Origin of the sequence: Mesorhizobium sp. M1409 (assembly GCF_040317535.1) — a bacterium.
Classification (GTDB): Bacteria; Pseudomonadota; Alphaproteobacteria; order Rhizobiales; family Rhizobiaceae; genus Mesorhizobium.
This window is the reverse complement of the sequence record NZ_JAMYKV010000005.1, coordinates 166,590-184,668: the sequence shown is the minus strand read 5'-3', so window position 1 is coordinate 184,668 and position 18,079 is coordinate 166,590. Positions and strand designations below refer to the sequence as shown.

The following is an 18,079-nucleotide window of genomic DNA, read 5'->3' as shown; positions in this document are numbered from 1 at the left end:
TCGTGCAATAGCAATTTTGCGCCAAGACTGTCGTTATCACGCGAACCGCTCCCTTTCCAAAGTTGCACATTCCCTAACATGTTCCCAATCCATGCCGTCTTTGACATCATGGCCCGGATGCGGAATGTTAAAAGGCGGAAAGCCAACAATGGGAGTTAAGTCATGACGATTTATAAGAGTAATGGCGATCGCGTTCCAGATCACATCCTGGCCATGGCCGAAGACGCCAAGGCAGGCAAGGTGGATCGCCGCGAATTCCTGGCCATGGCCAGTGTCTTCGGTGCATCGACGGCAATGGCTTACGGCTTGCTCGGCCTCGCCGACCCGACGCCGGCAAAAGCCGAAGAGGTAAAAGGCAAGAAGGGCGGCACGCTGAAGATCGCCCAGTGGATCAAGGATCCGAAGGATCCGCGCAAGTCCGACTGGTCGGAAATTGCCAATGCCGAGCGCCAGGCGCTCGAGCCGCTGGTCAAGTACACACCCGAATACACATTCCGCCCCTATCTGCTGGAAAGCTGGGACGTCAACGACGATGCCACGCAGTACACGCTGCATGTGCGCAAGGGCGTCACCTGGTCGAATGGCGATGCCTTCACCGCCGCCGACGTCGTCTTCAACCTCAAGCGTTGGGCCGACAAGAAAGCCGAAGGCAATTCGATGCCCGGCCGTCTCGGTTCGCTGGTCAAGGACGACAAGCTCGACGAAAGCGCCGTGACCATGCCTGACGACCATACGGTCGTGCTCAAGCTCGGCAAGCCTGACATCGCGCTCATTCCCAACATGTGCGACTATCCCGGCCTGATCGTCCACAAGAGCTTCGACGAGAAGGGCGGCGACTTCAAGGCCTGCCCGATCGGCACCGGCCCGTTCGAGCTCGTCTCCTACGATGTCGGCCAGAAAGTGGTCTACAAGCGCCGCACCGACGACAAGTGGTGGGACGGCGAAGTGTTCCTCGATGGCCTGGAATTCATCGACTACGGCACCGATCCGGCCGCCATGGTCAGTGCTTTCGAAGCCGGCGAGGTGCACACCAATTTCGAGACCTCGGCCGACTACGTGTCGATCCTCGACGGCATGGACCTGGTGAAGTCGGAAATCGTCACGGCGTCGACCATCGTCTGCCGCACCAACGTCAACAACAAGCCTTATGGCGACCAGAAGGTGCGCAACGCGCTGCAACTCGCGGTCGACAACAATGTCGTTCTTCAGCTTGGCTATGGCAATGCCGGCACGGTCGCCGAAAACCACCATGTCTGCCAGATCCATCCGGAATATTATGAGCTTGCGAAGGTCGCGCGCGATCCGGCCAAGGCAAAGGCGCTGATGGCGGAAGCCGGCCAGGCCGACTTCGAACACGAGCTGATCACCGTCGACGAGGACTGGCACAAGAACACCGGCGATGCGATCGCCGCCCAGATGCGCGACGCCGGTCTCAAGGTGAAGCGCACCGTGCTGCCGGGCTCGACGTTCTGGAACGATTGGACCAAGTATCCGCTGTCCATGACCAACTGGAACATGCGGCCGCTTGGCGTCCAGGTGCTTGCGATCGGCTATCGCACGGGCGAAGCCTGGAACGAGACGGGCTATTCGAATCCCGATTGGGATGCCAAGCTCAATGCGGCGCTCGCCGTTGCCGACGCCGCGAAGCGCAAGGAGATGATGAAGGACATCGAGCAGATCCTGCAAGATTCAGGCATCATCATCCAGCCGTACTGGCGCAAGCTCTACAGCCACTCGGTCAAGGCGGTGCAGAACTACAAGATGCACCCGACCTTCGAGCGCGACTACGGCAAGGTCTGGCTCGAACAGGCTTGATCGCGCCGACAAGGGGAAGGGGCGTCGCCCCTTTCCCTCGCTCTTTGCATCGTCTGCCCCTGTGGGTCCGCGCTTCTCAAAAAAGTTGCGGGACTCCGGGGCAAGGTCGTGCAACAAAAACAAGGTTGATCGCATCCGAAGGCCTGTTTGACAGTCAGCCCCGCCGGTCACGGCAGGGTTGGCTTTCATAGCCGGCTCAAACCCCAACCCATCGGCAGGGGGCAGCCATGCTTTCTTTCGTTATCAGGCGTCTTGGCACCATGGCATTGACGATGCTGTGCCTGACCATGGTTGTCTTCTTCCTGATCAACCTCGAACCCAATCTGAAGAAGCTGGCGATCAGCCAGACCGAAATGCATACATCGGCCGAGCAGCTCGAGAATTGGCTGGTCAACCATGGCTACCGGCAGAACTTCTTCGTGCGTTATGGCCAGTGGCTGGGCGTCGTGCCCAAGCAGCCTGTGAGCGACCCGGCGACCGGCAAGCCCGCGCAGCGTTTCTCCTTCTGCAACGATCCGCTCGAGCCGACCTTTGCCGGCGTTTTCGAGGGCGATTTCGGCTGCTCGACCAAGTTCAAGGCAACCGTCGCCTCGAAACTGTTCCCGGCGCTCGGCGCCACCGGTATCCTGATGTTCTGGGTGCTGGCGGTGATGGTGCCGATCTCGCTGCTGATCGGCATTCTGGCCGGCATGCGTGAGGGCTCGCGAACCGACCGCGTGCTTTCGGTGGCCTCGATCGCTTCGACCGCGACGCCCGAATATGTGTCCGGCGTCATCTTCACCGTCATCTTCGCCTCATGGCTTGGCTGGCTGAATGGTTCAGCCGCGTCGGCGAGCCAAGGCATCACCTTCTACAATTTCACCTTGCCGGTGATGACGCTGGCGATCTACGGCATCGGCTACATCGCCCGCATGACGCGCGCTTCGATGGTTGAGGTGATGACGCAGCAATATATCCGCACCGCCCGATTGAAGGGTCTCTCCTTCGGCAGCGTGGTGGTCAAACATGCGCTGCGCAACGCGCTGATCGCGCCGTTCACCGTCATCATGCTGCAGTTTCCCTGGCTGCTCACCGGCGTCGTCATCGTCGAGGTGATGTTCCGCTACCAAGGCTTCGGCTACACGCTGGTCGAGGCGGCCGGCAACAACGACATCGACCTTTTGCTAGGCTGCTCGCTGGTTTCGGTGTTCATCGTCTTGATCACGCAGCTCATTTCCGATGTCGGCTACGCGTTTCTCAATCCGCGTATCAGAGTTCAGTAGGGAGCCAAGCGGATGCCGGTTCAATATATCAGTGGCTTCACCGTCGTTCTCGAAGTGCTGTCGCGCTTCTGGCCGGTCTGGATCGCGCTCGTCATCGTCATGGGCGCGAGCTTCGCCTACAAGAAGAAGCTGGCGCTCTATGGCCAGTTGTTCGACAGCGGTGTCGGCGTCGTCGGCGTCGGCATCTGTCTGTTCTGGCTGTTCACGGCGATCTTCGCCGCGACCATCTCGCCGTTCGATCCGCTGGCCCAGGTCCCCATCATGAAGGACGTGCTGCCGGGCGCCATCGAACCGCAATCGGGGCTGACCTATCTGTTCGGCGGCGACAAGCTGGCGCGCGACGTGTTCTCGCGCATGGTCCATGGCAGCCAGATCGTGCTGATCATCGCGCCTGCCGCAACCGGCTTCGCGCTGATGGTCGGCATCACGCTCGGCCTGCCCGCGGGCTATTACGGCGGCAAGATCGACACGGTGCTGTCGTTCCTGGCCAATTTGGTGCTCGCCTTCCCGGTCATCCTGCTGTTCTACCTGCTGGTGACGCCGGGCATCATGGATACGCCGATCCCCTATGCGATGGCCGGCGTGTTCTTCCTGTTCCCGATCATCTTCTTCAGCGTGCTGTTCTGGACGCGCTACAAGAACCGGCCCGACCGGCTCTACATCCTGCTCGGCATCACCTTGATCGTCGGCGGCTGGATCTATCTCGGCCTTGTGTTCGACAAGGACCCGCTGAGGATCGTTCACATCGATCCCAACCAGCTCAACATCTTCGTGGCGGTGGTGTTCGCCTCCAGCCCCGGCGTGTTCCGCATCGTGCGCGGCCTTGTGATGGACATCAAGACACGCGACTATGTGGCGGCGGCGCAGACGCGCGGTGAATCGCCCTGGTACATCATGCTGTGGGAGATCCTGCCCAATGCGCGCGGGCCGCTGATCGTCGATGCTTGCCTGCGCATCGGCTACACCACGATCCTGCTCGGCACGTTGGGGTATTTCGGCCTCGGCCTGGCGCCGGAAAGCCCGGACTGGGGCACCGCGATCAAGGACGCCAGCCGGTTGCTGCGCTCCTTCATCCACCCGGCGCTGCCACCAACGATCGCGCTGATGTCGTTCGTGCTGGGCTTGAACCTGCTCGCCGACTCGTTGCGCGAACAATCGATGAAAGACTGATCTGCGGGTTTCGACCCGATGCGCCTAAGAGAATTAGGCCTGAAAGAACCAGGATTGGAGCGACCCATGAACGAGGCAGTTCGAAATCCCGCCAAGCCGACCCCTGGGCCGACCAATGGGCCGATCATCGAGATCGAGAACCTGTCGATCTCCTTCTTCACCCGCAAGGGCGAGATACCGGCCGTCATGGATTTTTCCTGCACTGTCATGCCGGGCGAGGCGATGGGCATCGTCGGCGAATCCGGCTGCGGCAAGTCGACCGTGTCGCTCGGCATCATGCGCGACCTCTCCAACATCGGGAAGATCGTCGGCGGCAAGATCAAGTTCCAGGGCAAGGACATGGGCGAGCTTTCCGATGAGGAGCTGCGCGCCATCCGCGGCAACAAGATCGCGATGATCTACCAGGAGCCGATGGCCAGCCTCAACCCGGCGATGAAGGTCGGACAGCAGTTGATGGAAGTGCCGCTGATCCACGACAAGGTCTCGAAGGAAGAGGCGTATAAACGCGCGCTCGAAATGGTGCGCTCGGTCAAGCTGCCCGATCCCGAGCGCATGATGCGTTCCTATCCGCACCAGCTCTCCGGCGGCCAGCAACAGCGTATCGTCATCGCCATGGCACTCCTGTCGAAGCCGGCGCTTCTGTTGCTCGACGAGCCGACGACGGCGCTCGACGTGACGGTGGAAGCGGGCATCGTCGACCTGGTCAAGGGGCTCGGCGAGAAGTTCGGCACATCGATGATCTTCGTCTCGCACAATCTCGGCCTGATCCTCGAGACCTGCGACCGCATCACGGTGATGTATTCTGGCGAGGCGGTGGAGACCGGCAAGATCAAGGACGTGTTCGACCGGATGCGCCATCCCTACACGCAAGGGCTGTTCCGCTCGATCCCGCTGCCCGGCGCCGACAAGAACTCACGGCCGTTGATTTCGATTCCCGGACAGCTGCCGCTGCCACATGAGCGCCCCAAGGGCTGCAATTTCGGCCCGCGCTGCCACCATTTCGTCGAGGGCGTCTGCAACGCCGCCGAAATCCCGATGATCGAGGTCGCGGGACATGAAGGCCATTTCTCGCGCTGCGTACGCTTCAATGAGATCGACTGGGAGGCGCTGCCGCCCGGCGCCAAGAAGGTCAATGAGCGCGTCGTGCCCGGTGCGCCGGTGCTCAAGATCGAGGACCTGAGAAAATACTACAGAGTCGGCGGCAGCGAGGTGTTCGGCTCGAGCGAGGGCCGCGTCGTCAAGGCCAACGAGACGATCTCGTTCATGGCGCGTGAATCCGAGACGGTCGCCATCGTCGGCGAATCCGGCTGCGGAAAGTCGACGCTGGCCAAGGTGCTGCTCGGGCTGGAGACGGCAAGTGCCGGCACGGTGACGCTGGGCAACAAGGAAATCCAGTCGACCGGCATCGAGAGCCGTAGCGTCGAAACCGTATCGTCGATCCAGATGGTGTTCCAGAACCCGTTCGACACGCTCAATCCCAGCCATTCGGTTGGCTCGCAGATCATCCGCACCCTAGAGAAGTTCAATGTCGGCAAGACGGTTGCCGACCGCCGCAAGCGCATGCTGGAACTGCTCGATCTGGTGAAGCTGCCGCGGGCCTTCGAGACCCGCAAGCCGCGCCAGCTATCCGGCGGCCAGAAGCAGCGCATCGGCGTGGCGCGGGCCTTTGCCGGCGACGCCAAGGTGGTGGTGGCCGACGAGCCGGTCTCGGCACTGGACGTGTCCGTGCAGGCAGCTGTGACCGAACTTTTGATGGACATCCAGCGCAAGAACAAGACGACGATGCTGTTCATCAGCCACGATCTGTCCGTCGTGCGCTACATCGCCGACCGCGTCGTCGTCATGTATCTCGGCTATATCGTCGAGCAGGGTACGACCGACCAGATCTTCGCGCCGCCCTATCACCCCTATACCGAGGCACTGCTGTCGGCGATCCCGATCGCCGACACCAGCGTGGTCAAGCGCCACATCGTGCTGGAAGGCGATATCCCGTCGGCGATGAACCCGCCGTCGGGCTGTCCGTTCCAGACGCGCTGCGGCTACAAGAAGCTGGTGCCGGACAATCTGTGCGAGACCAAGGTGCCGCTGGTCAAGCATCTCGGCGACGGCCATATGAGCCTGTGCTGGCTCTCCGACGATGTGCTGGCCAAGATGGAACCGGTGATCAAGTTCGACAAGGAACATGCCGCGCATGAGGGCGTGCCCGAGGACTCGCCGCATGGCGATGGCCCGGGCTTTGCCGGCCCGCCGCCGAAGCGTCCGCGTGGCAAGAAGCCGAAGCCGAGCTGATCAAGGCGCTGCCGCTGTCGCGGCAGCCCTTTTAGGTGCCGCACTGGCTCAACTGCTGCGCATAGTCGCGGGCCATCTTGTCGGTCGCCCTCGCATAGCCCTGGACGCCGGCATCGCCCCGGTTGCCGCGGCCATAGGCGGTCCAGCCGAGATAGTAGGCGAGATAGAGATTGTAGGTGTCGTTGCGAGCGACGCCATAGGTGTCAGCGGTCTTGGAGTGATACCAGCCGACGAAATCGACCGCATCGGCGAACTTCGTGCGCCGCGCCGCCCAGTTGCCGGTCTCGCTCTGATATTGCGACCAAGTGCCGTCCAGCGCCTGTGAGAAGCCGGTGGCCGATGAGACATGCTTCCACGGAATGAAGCCGAGGAGCTTGGTGCGTGGCGGCCTTGCGTTGCTCTTGAAGCCGGATTCCTTGCGCACCGTCGCCATGAGCACGGGAACCGGCACGCCGTATTTCTGTTGCGCGCGCTCGGCGGCCGACTGCCAGTTGTCGAACCAACCGTCATTCTGGTCGAAGACGGCACAGACGTTGTTGATGTGGTTGGGCGGTGTCGCGCAGGCAGAAAGTGCCAACAGCACGCAAACGGCACCAATTTTACTAAAACTCGAACTACGCATTGGCAGAGCAATAGGCTGAAATCATAAAGGGAATCTTGCAGCGTTCGTTAACGCCTCGTCGCACACCCCCTTGAAAAAAATCCAGTACCTGTAAATCGACGTGTTTCGTCGCTTTTTCTAAATTGATGCCGCAGAAATGCCGCCGTGGCTAAAATCACGCCCGCAAACGGCGCATTTCTGACAGCTTGCCTCGTTTGCCGGGGCTTTGATGCCAGGCATGAACGAACCGAGACGCAAACGCGGCGCCGAGCGCACCAGCAACAGGGGGCCGTCGGCCATTCCGCAACTGCCGCTCAGGCGGGTGACCAATCCATATCCGCCAATGGCCATGCTGTCGCCTGACCAGATCGAGCAGATCCACCAGGCGTCGATGCACATATTGGAGAATTTCGGCATCGAGGTGATGAGCCCGCGCGCACTGTCGCTGTTCGAGAAGGCCGGCGCCAAGGTCGATCATGCCTCAGCGAATGTCCGCATCGATAGGGGGTTGGTCGCCGAGGCGTTGAAGACCGCGCAATCCAGCTATGTGTTGACGCCGCGCAATCCGGCCAACGCCGTTCATCTCGGCGGCAACACCATCAATTTCACCCTCGTTGCCGGACCGCCCAATGTACACGACATGGAGCGCGGCCGCCGCGCCGGCAATCTGCGCGACTATTCGGATCTGACCCGGCTGGCGCAGCATTTCAACTGCATACATATGCTCGGCAACCAGGTCTGCGCGCCGGTCGAGCTGCCGGCCAATTCCCGCCATCTCGACACCTATTTCACCAATCTGACGCTGACCGACAAGAGTTTCCATGTCTCGGCGATCGGCCGAGGCAGGGCGCTCGACGGCATCGAGATGATGGCGATCGCCCGTGGCTTGAGCCTCGACCAGATGCGCGACGACCCCGGCGTCACCACCATAATCTCGGTCAACTCGCCGCGCCGCTTCGACGAGATGATGGCCGAGGGGCTGATGACCATGGCCGAGTTCGGCCAGTCGGTGGCGGTGACGCCGTTCACGCTGATGGGGGCGATGAGCCCGGTGACGCTGGCCGGCGCGCTGGCGCAGCTGAACGCCGAGGCGCTGTTCGGTGTGGTGCTGACTCAGCTGGTGCGTCCGGGCGCGCCTGTCATGTATGGCGCCTTCACCTCCAATGTCGACATGAAGTCGGGCGCGCCGGCCTTCGGCACGCCGGAGAACACCAAGGCCAACATCGCGTCGGGACAGCTGGCGCGGCGTTACGGGTTGCCGTACCGCACGACGCCGGGCTCGGCCTCCAACGCCGCCGACGCGCAAGGCGCCTATGAGACGCTGATGGCACTGTGGGGCGCGGTGCTCGGCCATGGCAATCTCGTCTATCATGCCGCCGGCTGGCAGGAGGGCGGGCTGACGGCGTCGTTCGAGAAGCTCATCATCGATGTCGAGATGATCCAGCACATGATGGAATTCCTGCGCCCGATCGAGGTCAACGAGGCCGAGCTTGCCGTCGAGGCTTTGGGCGCGGTGCCGACCGGCGGTCATTTCTTCGGCGAGCCGCACACGCTGGAGCGCTACGCCACCGCCTTCTACCAGCCGATGCTGTCCAACTGGCAGAATTACGAGGCCTGGCAAGAGGCCGGTGGCCTCGACGCCACGGCACGCGCGACGCGGCTGTGGAAGAAGGCATTGGAAGACTATGTCGAGCCGGTGATGGATATCGCCGTGCGCGAGGCGCTGGAGGCTTACATGGCCAGGCGCAAGGAAGCGATCGGGCAGGGCGAGCCGTGACGCTTCCCCGCTCGAATCCAATCACCCATCCAACTCACTGATATCAGAGAAAAATCCATGAAATCGCATGCAAAGGTCGTGGTCATTGGCGGTGGCGTCGTCGGGTGCTCCGTGCTGTTCCATCTCGCTCGCCACGGCTGGACCGACGTGGTGCTGCTGGAGAGAGACGAGCTGACGTCCGGCTCGACCTGGCATGCGGCCGGCGGCATGCACACCATCAATGGCGACCCCAATGTCGCCAAGCTGCAGAAATACACCATCAACCTCTACAAGGAGATCGAGGAGCTTTCCGGCCAGGCCACCGGCGTGCATCTGACCGGTGGCGTGCTTCTGGCGGCGACCGAGGCGCGGCTCGACTGGCTGCGCGGCGTCGTCGCCAAGGGCCGCTATCTCGGCATCGAGCTTGAGGAAATCTCCCCCAACGAGGCGGCCGAGCTGATGCCGCTGCTCGACCCCAAGCAGTTCGTCGGCGCCGTCAGGAACAAGGAGGACGGCCATCTCGATCCCTCCGGCGTCACCCATGCCTATGCCAAGGCGGCGCGGAAACTGGGCGCGGAGGTCGAGCGCTTCACCAAGGTCGAGGACATCGTGCGGCGTCCCGACGGGATGTGGCGCGTCATCACCAACAAGGGCGACGTGGTGGCCGAGCATGTCGTCAACGCCGGCGGCCTGTGGGCGCGCGAGGTCGGCCGCATGGTTGGCCTTGAGCTTCCGGTGCTGGCGATGGAGCACATGTACCTGATCACCGAGGACATGCCGGAAGTCGCCGCCTGGAACGCCAAGACCGGCACCGAGATCATCCACGCGGTCGACTTCGATGGCGAGCTCTATCTGCGCCAGGAGCGTGGCGGCATGCTGATGGGCACCTATGAGAAGGCCAACAAGCCGTGGTCCGAGTTCCAGACGCCGTGGAATTTCGGCCATGAATTGCTGGCGCCCGATATCGATCGCATCGCGCCGTCGCTGGAGGTCGGGTTCCGGCACTTCCCGGCCTTCCAGAACACCGGCATCAAGCAGATCATCAACGGACCCTTCACCTTCGCGCCGGACGGCAATCCGCTGGTCGGGCCGGTGCGCGGGCTGCCGGGCTTCTGGGTCGCCTGCGGCGTCATGGCTGGTTTTTCACAGGGCGGCGGCGTCGGGCTGGCACTGTCCAACTGGATGATCGAGGGCGATCCCGGCGCCGACATCTGGGCGATGGACGTCGCGCGCTATGGCGACTGGGCGACGATGGCCTACACCAACGCCAAGGTGCGCGAGAATTATTCCAGGCGATTTTCGATCCGCTTTCCCAATGAGGAACTGCCCGCCGGGCGGCCGCTGAAGACGACACCGGTCTATGATTTGCTGTCGGCCAGGGGTGCGCAGTGGGGCGTTGCCTATGGGCTGGAGGTGCCGCTCTGGTACGCGCCGGAGGGCGTCAAGGACGAGTTCTCGTGGCGCCGCTCGAGCGACTTCACGCAGGTGGCCAAGGAGGTCGCGACCGTCCGCGACGGTGTCGGCCTGTCCGAGATTTCGAGCTTCGCCAAATACGAGGTGACGGGCGAGGGCGCGGCCGCATGGCTCGACCGGATGCTTGCCTGCAAACTGCCGAAGCCCGGCCGCATGACGCTGGCGCCGATGCTGAAGGACGACGGCAAACTGATCGGCGATTTCACGCTGGCCAATCTGGGGGAGGACGGCTGGTTCCTCGCCGGGTCCGGCATCGCCGAGCAATATCACATGCGCTGGTTCGAGAAGCATCTGCCTGATGACGGCTCGGTTCGCATCGATGCGATTGGCCAGAAGCTCACCGGCCTGTCGATTGCCGGCCCGAAAGCGCGGGATGTGCTGGCAAAAGCCACGCGCTCCGATGTGTCCAATACGGCGGTTCCGTTCATGGCGATGGACCGGATGGATATCGGCATGGCGCCGTGCCTGGTCGGCCGCGTCAGCTACACCGGCGATCTCGGCTACGAGGTCTGGGTAGCGCCGGAATACCAGCGCGCCGCCTATCAGACGTTGATGGCGGCCGGCGAGGAATTCGGCATTGGCCTGTTCGGCTCGCGCGCGCTCAACGCGCTGCGGCTGGAGAAGAATTACGGCTCGTGGGGACGCGAGTACCGGCCGATCTACGGGCCGCTCGAGGCCGGGCTCGACCGTTTCGTCGCCTATGGCAAGGACGCCGACTTCGTCGGCAAGGCTGCGGCACTCGCCGAGCGCAAGCAGGGCGGCAAATTGCGCCTGCGTGCCTTCATCGTCGACGCCGACGACGCCGACGTCATCGGCGACGAGCCGATCTGGTTCGGCGGCGCCGTGCGCGGCTGGGTCACCTCGGGCGGCTACGCGCATCACTCGAAAAAATCCGTTGCCGTCGGCTATGTGCCAAAAGAGATCGCCGATGAGAGCGACGGGTTCGAGATCGAGTTGTTGGGTAAACGCCATGCGGCGCGCATGCAGCCGGCAGCGCTCTTCGACGCCAATTTCGAGCGGATGCGCGCCTGAAATCAGGCGGGTATCGCAAGGGTCAGGCGTTGCGGCGATTGTCCAGCGCGAAGGCGCCGGCGCCGGCGAACACCAGATAAAGGAAGATGAAGCAGAACGAGATCGCCGAATCGCCGCCGTTGTTGACGGGGAAGAAGTCGCGCGGCATGTGCGCCATGAAATAGGCGATCGCCATTTCGCCCGCCAGAAGGAACGCGACCGGTCGGGTGAACAGGCCCAGCGCCAGGAGGATGCCGCCGGCGAATTCAAGGATGCCGGCTGTGAGTGTCAGTCCAGTCAAGGCGCCGGCATGTTCGCCGATCGGGAAATTGAATAGCTTCTGCGAGCCATGCTCGATGAACTGCAGGGCCGTGACGATGCGCAAAACACCGAGTGCCTGCGGCTGATATCTGGCAAGGCCGTCGAAAAGCTTCATCCAAAACTCCCTTTACCCTCCCGGACCGGGCATAGATTACCGCCCGGCAATGGACCATTCACTTCACATGACCTGCCATCAACAACCGGTGATTGGAAATGTTCCCCAGCCCTTTCATATCATTCACGCTAGGGTTGCATTCTTGCCGCTATGGTTGTATTGGTGTGTGGATACTCCAACCGGGTGGGTTCCCTTTGCCATCAAAAGTCGTCATCAGCCTATTCGCATTCCTTGCGGGCACCAGCTTCGCCATGGCCGAGGAGGCAGGCTGCGAGGCCTTCAAATGGTCGGTGACGCGGGAACAGGCCCTGTTTGCCGCAGCGCCTTCAACTTCGTCGGAAACGACGCTGGCGGTCGGTGCGGCCGCGGACCTGGCGCTGGTGCCGGTCGAGAAAGCCGGCTTCGCGATACCGCCCGAACGTGCTCCTGTGGCAGGCACGTTCGGCGCTGTTACCAGCGTGGAGGTGCCACCCGAGGGTGCTATACAGATAAGTCTCTCGGGTGAGGCCTGGATCGATGTCATTCAGGACGGCCACGCCATCAAGTCGGCGGGCTATAGCGGCGTGAAAACCTGCCCCGGCATCCGCAAGAGCGTGCGCTTCAAGCTTGCATCCGGCCCGGCCACCGTCCAGTTCAGCGGCGCGAAAGAGGCTGACTTGAAGGTCGCGGTGCTGGCGCCGGAATAGGTTGGCGCCAAGCTAAGGAATACGGCCCTTCATCGGTGGTGCGATGAAGGGCCGGCGTTTTGTTCCCACGGTGTTTATCGCCGTCAGCGTACCGGCGCCATCAATGCGAAATGCGCGCCTTGCGGGTCCTGGCACTGGACGACCCAGCTGCCGCCGGGGACCTCCATCGGCCCCATCAGGATCTTGCCGCCATTGTCGGTCACGCGTTTGGCCGCCGCGTCGATGGCCGGAACGTTGAAATAGAATTGCCAGACCGGGACCGGAATCTGATCCGGCTTGTTCATGATGCCGCCACCAGATTCGGGGCCGGCGGTGAAAGTCTGGTAGGTGCCCATCGGGCCCATATCGAAATCGCCGGCATCGACCCAGCCGAACTGGTCGGAATAGAAATCGAACGCGGCCTTCCAGTCGCTGGTGTAAAGCTCGTGCCAGCCGATATGGCCTGGCGTGCTGGCCGGCACGACAGGCTGGTCGGGGCCGTTCGGCTGCAGGAACATGAATGTCGCGCCCTGCGGATCGGCGACGACGGCAAAGCGTCCGACGCCCGGAATGTCGTCGGGCTGGCGGTGAACGGTGCCGCCGGCTTTTTCCAGCGATGCCGTCGAGGCATCGACATCTTTTGTATGGATGTAGCCCAGCCAGGCGGGCGGCATGCCCATCTTGGCGGCATCCTCGGGCATCGTCATCAGGCCGGCGACGCCGCGCTCGCCGACGTTCATGACGATATAGCGGGGCATGCCGGGGGCCTTGTCGAAAGGCTGCGCCGTCCAGCCGACCACATTGGGGTAGAACGCTTCGGCGGCGTCGAGATCGGTGGTCATCAATTCGTACCAGAAGAAGGGCATCGGGGCTTTTGGCATTTCGGTCTCCTCACCTTTCATGCATCGATCGTCATTCGATCCATCCTAGGACGATCTTCACGACGGAAATCCGACAGCCCCCGAACAACAATGTCTCCGCATGCCAAGCGTTCCCCGATTGCGCGCCGGGCCGTTTTCGATTTCTCTGCGGTCATGAGGGGTTGTCGTTCATGCGCTTGATGTCGCTCACGCCCGAGCTTATCGCACTGTGCCATCGGCAAGAGGCCGATCCCGGTCCGGACCCGAGCTGGACGGAGTTGAAAGACGAGGATTTCCGGGCGCTTGCCTTGCGGCTGTCCGGTGAAGCCGACGAGGGGCCGCTATGGGTGTTCGCCTACGGATCGCTGATCTGGAAGCCGGAATTCGAGTCGGTCCAGCAACAAACTCGCCACGGCCTTTGGCTGGCACCGCTCCTTCTGCCTCGACATGGTGCGTTGGCGCGGCAGCGCCGAGCAGCCGGGTTTGATGATGGCGCTCGAACGGGGCGGCCGCTGCAACGGCGTGATCTATCGCTTGCCGGAGGGCGAAAAACCGGCGCAGATCGAAAGGCTGCTGCTACGCGAGATCAGCGACCACGAAATCATCGACACGGTCAGGTGGCTGCCGGTGCATACGGCGCAAGGCGCGCTGCGCGCGCTTGGCTTCTGGGTGGGCGTGAAGGGCAGGGGAACGTCGCTGAACCAGCCGCTGGACAAGGTGGCGAGCGTGCTGGCCAGAGCCTGCGGGCATATCGGGTCCGGCGCCGAATATCTCTACAAACACGGTTAGTCATCTCGAAGCATTCGGCATCCACAATCGCAACCTCTGGCGGTTGCAGCAACTGGTCGCGGACGAGGTCAGATCTATCCATGGCCGTGGACTTGAGCCCGGCCATTCGCTCGCGCAGCAAACGCTATCGCAGTCGACATAACATGAGTAAAATAATCATGTTATGTCGAGCCTTTTCAACAGCTTGCGGCGAAAATTGACCAATTGATAAAAAAATAAAACGTGCTAGCCTTTCCCAAAATGAAAAACATGGGGAACTGAGAATGCCAGAAGGCCAGTTCAAAGAAGGCATAGCAGGCGGCAGGCTCTCGGCCGACCAGTACGCGGACAATTTTTCCGACCTGCACCCGCCGCTGGATCACCATGAGGCGCTGGTCGAATCCGACCGCTGCTATTTCTGCTACGACGCGCCGTGCATGAATGCATGCCCGACCTCGATCGATATTCCGCTGTTCATCCGCCAGATCTCGACCGGCAATCCGATCGGTTCGGCCAAGACGATCTTCGACCAGAACATTCTGGGCGGCATGTGCGCCCGCGTCTGTCCGACCGAGACGCTGTGCGAGGAGGTCTGCGTGCGCGAGGTGGCGGAAGGCAAGCCGGTGCAGATTGGCCGCCTGCAGCGCTATGCCACCGATGTCGCGATGGCCGAGAACAAGCAGTTTTATCCGCGCGCCGAGCCGACCGGGAAGACAGTCGCCGTGGTCGGCGCCGGGCCGGCCGGCCTTGCCGCCGCGCACCGGCTCGCACGTCATGGCCATGACGTGACCATCCTGGAGGCGCGCCCGAAGGCCGGCGGCCTCAACGAATATGGCATCGCCGCCTACAAGAGCGTCGACAATTTCGCCCAGGCCGAAGTCGACTACGTGACTGCCATCGGCGGCATCGACATCCAGAACGGCAAGGCGCTTGGCCGCGACTACCAATTGTCCGACCTGATCCGCAATTACGATGCGGTGTTTCTCGGCATGGGGCTTGGCGGCGTCAACGCGCTGCGCGCCGATGGCGAAGAGGCGGACGGCGTCATCAATGCGGTCGAATTCATTGCCGAGCTGCGCCAGGCGAGTGACGTTTCCGGTCTGCCGGTTGGCCGGCGCGTCGTCGTTATCGGCGGCGGCATGACGGCGATCGACGCCGCCGTGCAGTCGAAGCTGCTTGGCGCCGAGGAGGTGACGATCTGCTACCGGCGCGGCCAGGAACACATGAACGCTTCCGAGTTCGAGCAGGATCTGGCCGCCGCCAACGGCGTCACCATCCGCCACTGGCTGCAGCCGAAGCGGGTCATTGTCGAAGGCGGCAAGGTGTCGGGCGTCGAACTCGAATACACCGCCCTGAACGGCGACAAGCTTGCCGGCACCGGCGAGAGGCTGACGCTCGTTGCCGACCAGGTGTTCAAGGCCATCGGCCAGAGCTTTGTGCCGGCCGCACTCAACGGCAGCGGTGCGTCGATCGACCTCGAGGCCGGCCGCATCAAGGTCGATGCGGAAGGGCGCACTTCGCTGGCCAGGGTCTGGGCCGGCGGCGACTGCATCTTCGGTGGCGACGACCTGACCGTCTCGGCGGTCGCGCAAGGCCGCGACGCGGCGGAGAGCATCAATCGGGCACTGACCTCGAATGGGAGGGCATGAGCATGGCGGATATCAGAAACAATTTCGTCGGCATCAAATCGCCCAATCCGTTCTGGCTGGCTTCGGCGCCGCCGACCGACAAGGCCTACAACGTCATCCGCGCCTTCAAGGCCGGCTGGGGCGGCGTCGTGTGGAAGACCCTGGGCGAGGAAGGCCCGCCGGTGGTCAACGTCAACGGTCCGCGCTATGGCGCGATCTGGGGCGCCGACCGCCGCCTGCTCGGCCTCAACAACATCGAGCTGATCACCGACCGCGACCTGCAGGTCAATCTGCGCGAGATCAAGCAGGTCAAGAAGGACTGGCCCGACCGCGCCATCGTCGTCTCGCTGATGGTGCCCTGCGTCGAGGAGGCCTGGAAGGCGATCCTGCCAGTGGTCGAGGAGACCGAGGCTGACGGCATCGAGCTCAATTTCGGCTGCCCGCACGGCATGTCGGAACGCGGCATGGGTGCCGCCGTCGGGCAAGTGCCGGAATACATCGAAATGGTGGTTCGCTGGTGCAAGCAGAACACCCGCATGCCCGTCATCACCAAGCTGACGCCCAACATCACCGATGTGCGCAAGCCCGCGCGGGCGGCACATGCCGGCGGCACCGACGCGGTTTCACTGATCAACACCATCAACTCGATCACCGGCGTCGACCTCGACAGCTTCGCGCCGCAGCCGACCATCGACGGCAAGGGCTCGCATGGCGGCTATTGCGGTCCGGCGGTGAAGCCGATCGCCATGAACATGGTGGCCGAAATCGCACGCGATCCCGAAACGCACGGCCTGCCGATCTCCGGCATCGGCGGCATCACCACGTGGCGCGACGCGGCTGAATTCATGGCGCTCGGCGCCGGCAATGTGCAGGTGTGCACGGCGGCGATGACCTATGGCTTCAAGATCGTGCAGGAGATGATCGCCGGCCTGGAAAACTGGATGGACGAGAAGGGCCATGCCACGCTCGACGACATCGTCGGCCGCGCCACGCCCAATGTCACCGACTGGCAGTATCTCAACCTCAACTACGTCGCCAAGGCGCGTATCGACCAGGACGCCTGCATCAAATGCGGCCGCTGCCACATCGCCTGCGAGGACACCTCGCACCAGGCAATCACCAGCATGGTCGACGGCGTCAGGCATTTCGAGGTGATCGAGGCCGAATGCGTCGGCTGCAACCTGTGCGTCAATGTCTGCCCGGTCGAGAACTGCATCACCATGGAGCCGCTGGCCGTCGGCGTGATGGACCAGCGCACCGGCAAGCCGGTGTCGCCGATCTATGCCAATTGGACGACGCACCCGAACAACCCGATGGCCAAGGTGGCGGCGGAGTAGTTTTTGTCATTGCCGATTTAGCGCAATCGCCCCGTGTGTCCGCACGGGGCGATTTTGTATGGTCGCGACAAATTCGATCGCATAAGTTAGCGCTGCCCCTCATTGCCCTGCCGGGCGTTCGTCACTCGAAAAGCCAAGCAATTGGCTTTTCGTCCGCTTCGCGGACCGCTCCTCAACTCCCCGTATAGTGACGGGGAGAAAGACGCCGTCATCGCCGATTTCGCCAATCATCAACGTTGCAAGAAGAGCGCCAAGGGTGCCCGCAGCTTCCCTTCTCCCCGTCACTATACGGGGAGAAGGTGCCGGCAGGCGGATGAGGGGCAGCACAACCCCTGAGATAATCTGCGCATCAGTCGTTCCCGCAGTATCACAAAGCCTCATGCACATTGTCGTTTCGAAAGCAGGAGTTTCTCCATTTTCCCATTGCGGATAAAAGATATCCACGATAAAATATATCCATGATTAGGAGATCCACCCAATGAAGCTGGGCGAGGGCGTTGAAGCAGCCATCCACTGCGCCGCCATGCTGGCCGGTGTCGAGGGCAACAGCGCCATGGCGGCCTCCGCCATGGCGGAGGCGTTCGGCCTGTCGCCGAGCTATCTCCTGAAGCATCTCAATATGCTGAGCGCGGCGCACATTCTGGAATCGGTCTCGGGTCCGGCCGGCGGCTACCGGCTGGCGCGGCCGGCCGAGCGTATAACGCTGCTCGATATCGTGCTGGCCGTCGAAGGGCGCGAGCCGGCCTTCCGTTGTGGCGAGATCCGCCGCAATGGTCCGGTCAGGCTCGACGCATCCGCCTATGTCAAACCCTGCGGCATCAACGCCGCGATGCTGAAGGCCGAAAAGGCCTATCGCGCCGCACTCGCCGAAGCAAAGCTGTCCGACATCGTTTCGGAATACATGACCGATGCCGATCCGCGTTCGGTGGCAGCCGGCTGCGCCTTCGTGGCGCGCCATCAGCGGCCGCAGAAATCCAGTTCAACCAAGCAAGCGTAAAGGACATCAAG

The 18,079-nt window shown here is 62.5% G+C and carries 14 protein-coding genes and 1 pseudogene; 11 read left to right on the top strand and 4 right to left on the bottom strand.

Translation table 11 applies throughout. From position 1 onward, the window contains the following. The first annotated feature begins 162 nt into the window (after positions 1-162). The 4 genes from NKG99_RS06700 to NKG99_RS06685 all read left to right on the top strand — a co-directional run bounded on the left by NKG99_RS06700 (position 163) and on the right by NKG99_RS06685 (position 6,536). Positions 163-1,815: an ABC transporter substrate-binding protein gene (locus NKG99_RS06700; RefSeq protein ID WP_352865523.1), complete on the top strand. Its 1,653-nt coding sequence runs from the start codon at positions 163-165 to the stop codon at positions 1,813-1,815. 227 nt (positions 1,816-2,042) lie between these two features. Beyond that, entirely contained in the window at positions 2,043-3,077 is a 1,035-nt protein-coding gene (locus NKG99_RS06695) for an ABC transporter permease (RefSeq protein WP_352865521.1), read from the top strand. 12 nt (positions 3,078-3,089) lie between these two features. Then, entirely contained in the window at positions 3,090-4,247 is a 1,158-nt protein-coding gene (locus tag NKG99_RS06690) for an ABC transporter permease (RefSeq protein WP_352865519.1), read from the top strand. 66 nt (positions 4,248-4,313) lie between these two features. Continuing rightward, a complete protein-coding gene (locus NKG99_RS06685) occupies positions 4,314-6,536 on the top strand; it encodes a dipeptide ABC transporter ATP-binding protein (RefSeq protein WP_352865517.1) in 2,223 nt (740 codons plus the stop codon). A 31-nt stretch (positions 6,537-6,567) separates the two neighbouring features. On the opposite strand, the gene NKG99_RS06680 is transcribed toward NKG99_RS06685, so the two are convergent. Beyond that, the gene (locus NKG99_RS06680; RefSeq protein ID WP_352865515.1) at positions 6,568-7,158 is read right to left on the bottom strand and encodes a transglycosylase SLT domain-containing protein; all 591 of its coding nucleotides are present in this window, start codon (positions 7,156-7,158) and stop codon (positions 6,568-6,570) included. 217 nt (positions 7,159-7,375) lie between these two features. Here NKG99_RS06680 and NKG99_RS06675 point away from each other — a divergent pair, with 217 nt between their 5' ends. Both NKG99_RS06675 and NKG99_RS06670 read left to right on the top strand, forming a co-directional pair. Beyond that, positions 7,376-8,914 carry a trimethylamine methyltransferase family protein gene (locus NKG99_RS06675; RefSeq protein WP_352865512.1) on the top strand — a complete coding sequence of 513 codons (1,539 nt, stop codon included), beginning with the start codon at positions 7,376-7,378 and terminating at the stop codon, positions 8,912-8,914. A 57-nt stretch (positions 8,915-8,971) separates the two neighbouring features. Next, positions 8,972-11,398, top strand: coding sequence for a GcvT family protein (locus tag NKG99_RS06670; RefSeq protein ID WP_352865510.1), 2,427 nt, complete (start codon positions 8,972-8,974; stop codon positions 11,396-11,398). A gap of 22 nt (positions 11,399-11,420) precedes the next feature. Here the strand turns inward: NKG99_RS06670 and NKG99_RS06665 are convergent, their stop codons facing one another. Continuing rightward, positions 11,421-11,813, bottom strand: coding sequence for a DoxX family protein (locus NKG99_RS06665; protein WP_352865508.1), 393 nt, complete (start codon positions 11,811-11,813; stop codon positions 11,421-11,423). Positions 11,814-12,064: 251 nt separating this feature from the next. Between NKG99_RS06665 and NKG99_RS06660 the strand changes: the two genes are divergently transcribed. Beyond that, on the top strand, positions 12,065-12,499 hold the full coding sequence (locus NKG99_RS06660) for a hypothetical protein (protein ID WP_352865506.1): 435 nt from the start codon (positions 12,065-12,067) through the stop codon (positions 12,497-12,499). Positions 12,500-12,582: 83 nt separating this feature from the next. Here NKG99_RS06660 and NKG99_RS06655 read toward each other — a convergent pair whose 3' ends face one another. Further along, positions 12,583-13,359 carry a VOC family protein gene (locus NKG99_RS06655; RefSeq protein ID WP_352865504.1) on the bottom strand — a complete coding sequence of 259 codons (777 nt, stop codon included), beginning with the start codon at positions 13,357-13,359 and terminating at the stop codon, positions 12,583-12,585. A gap of 170 nt (positions 13,360-13,529) precedes the next feature. Between NKG99_RS06655 and NKG99_RS06650 the strand changes: the two are divergent. The 3 genes and pseudogenes from NKG99_RS06650 (at position 13,530) to preA (ending at position 17,071) form a co-directional block, all read left to right on the top strand. Continuing rightward, positions 13,530-14,269: pseudogene (locus tag NKG99_RS06650) on the top strand (gamma-glutamylcyclotransferase). Between the two features lie 121 nt (positions 14,270-14,390). After that, positions 14,391-15,755, top strand: coding sequence for an NAD(P)-dependent oxidoreductase (locus tag NKG99_RS06645; RefSeq protein WP_352865503.1), 1,365 nt, complete (start codon positions 14,391-14,393; stop codon positions 15,753-15,755). Positions 15,756-15,757: 2 nt separating this feature from the next. Next, positions 15,758-17,071: an NAD-dependent dihydropyrimidine dehydrogenase subunit PreA gene (gene preA, locus NKG99_RS06640; RefSeq protein WP_352865502.1), complete on the top strand. Its 1,314-nt coding sequence runs from the start codon at positions 15,758-15,760 to the stop codon at positions 17,069-17,071. Between the two features lie 99 nt (positions 17,072-17,170). On the opposite strand, the gene NKG99_RS06635 is transcribed toward preA, so the two are convergent. Then, complete coding sequence (locus NKG99_RS06635) at positions 17,171-17,515, bottom strand: hypothetical protein (RefSeq protein WP_352865500.1); 345 nt, start codon at positions 17,513-17,515, stop codon at positions 17,171-17,173. A gap of 34 nt (positions 17,516-17,549) precedes the next feature. Here NKG99_RS06635 and NKG99_RS06630 point away from each other — a divergent pair, with 34 nt between their 5' ends. Continuing rightward, positions 17,550-18,068, top strand: a complete 519-nt coding sequence (locus NKG99_RS06630; protein ID WP_352865499.1) for an RrF2 family transcriptional regulator — start codon at positions 17,550-17,552, stop codon at positions 18,066-18,068. Positions 18,069-18,079 lie beyond the last annotated feature (11 nt).

Bases quoted from the DNA above. Each gene is read 5' to 3' on its own strand.
- NKG99_RS06700 (WP_352865523.1), top strand. From the start codon at position 163: ATGACGATTTATAAGAGTAATGGCGATCGCGTTCCAGATCACATCCTG.
- NKG99_RS06695 (WP_352865521.1), top strand. From the start codon at position 2,043: ATGCTTTCTTTCGTTATCAGGCGTCTTGGCACCATGGCATTGACGATG.
- NKG99_RS06690 (WP_352865519.1), top strand. From the start codon at position 3,090: ATGCCGGTTCAATATATCAGTGGCTTCACCGTCGTTCTCGAAGTGCTG.
- NKG99_RS06685 (WP_352865517.1), top strand. From the start codon at position 4,314: ATGAACGAGGCAGTTCGAAATCCCGCCAAGCCGACCCCTGGGCCGACC.
- NKG99_RS06680 (WP_352865515.1), bottom strand. From the start codon at position 7,158: ATGCGTAGTTCGAGTTTTAGTAAAATTGGTGCCGTTTGCGTGCTGTTG.
- NKG99_RS06675 (WP_352865512.1), top strand. From the start codon at position 7,376: ATGAACGAACCGAGACGCAAACGCGGCGCCGAGCGCACCAGCAACAGG.
- NKG99_RS06670 (WP_352865510.1), top strand. From the start codon at position 8,972: ATGAAATCGCATGCAAAGGTCGTGGTCATTGGCGGTGGCGTCGTCGGG.
- NKG99_RS06665 (WP_352865508.1), bottom strand. From the start codon at position 11,813: ATGAAGCTTTTCGACGGCCTTGCCAGATATCAGCCGCAGGCACTCGGT.
- NKG99_RS06660 (WP_352865506.1), top strand. From the start codon at position 12,065: ATGGCCGAGGAGGCAGGCTGCGAGGCCTTCAAATGGTCGGTGACGCGG.
- NKG99_RS06655 (WP_352865504.1), bottom strand. From the start codon at position 13,359: ATGCCAAAAGCCCCGATGCCCTTCTTCTGGTACGAATTGATGACCACC.
- NKG99_RS06645 (WP_352865503.1), top strand. From the start codon at position 14,391: ATGCCAGAAGGCCAGTTCAAAGAAGGCATAGCAGGCGGCAGGCTCTCG.
- preA (WP_352865502.1), top strand. From the start codon at position 15,758: ATGGCGGATATCAGAAACAATTTCGTCGGCATCAAATCGCCCAATCCG.
- NKG99_RS06630 (WP_352865499.1), top strand. From the start codon at position 17,550: ATGAAGCTGGGCGAGGGCGTTGAAGCAGCCATCCACTGCGCCGCCATG.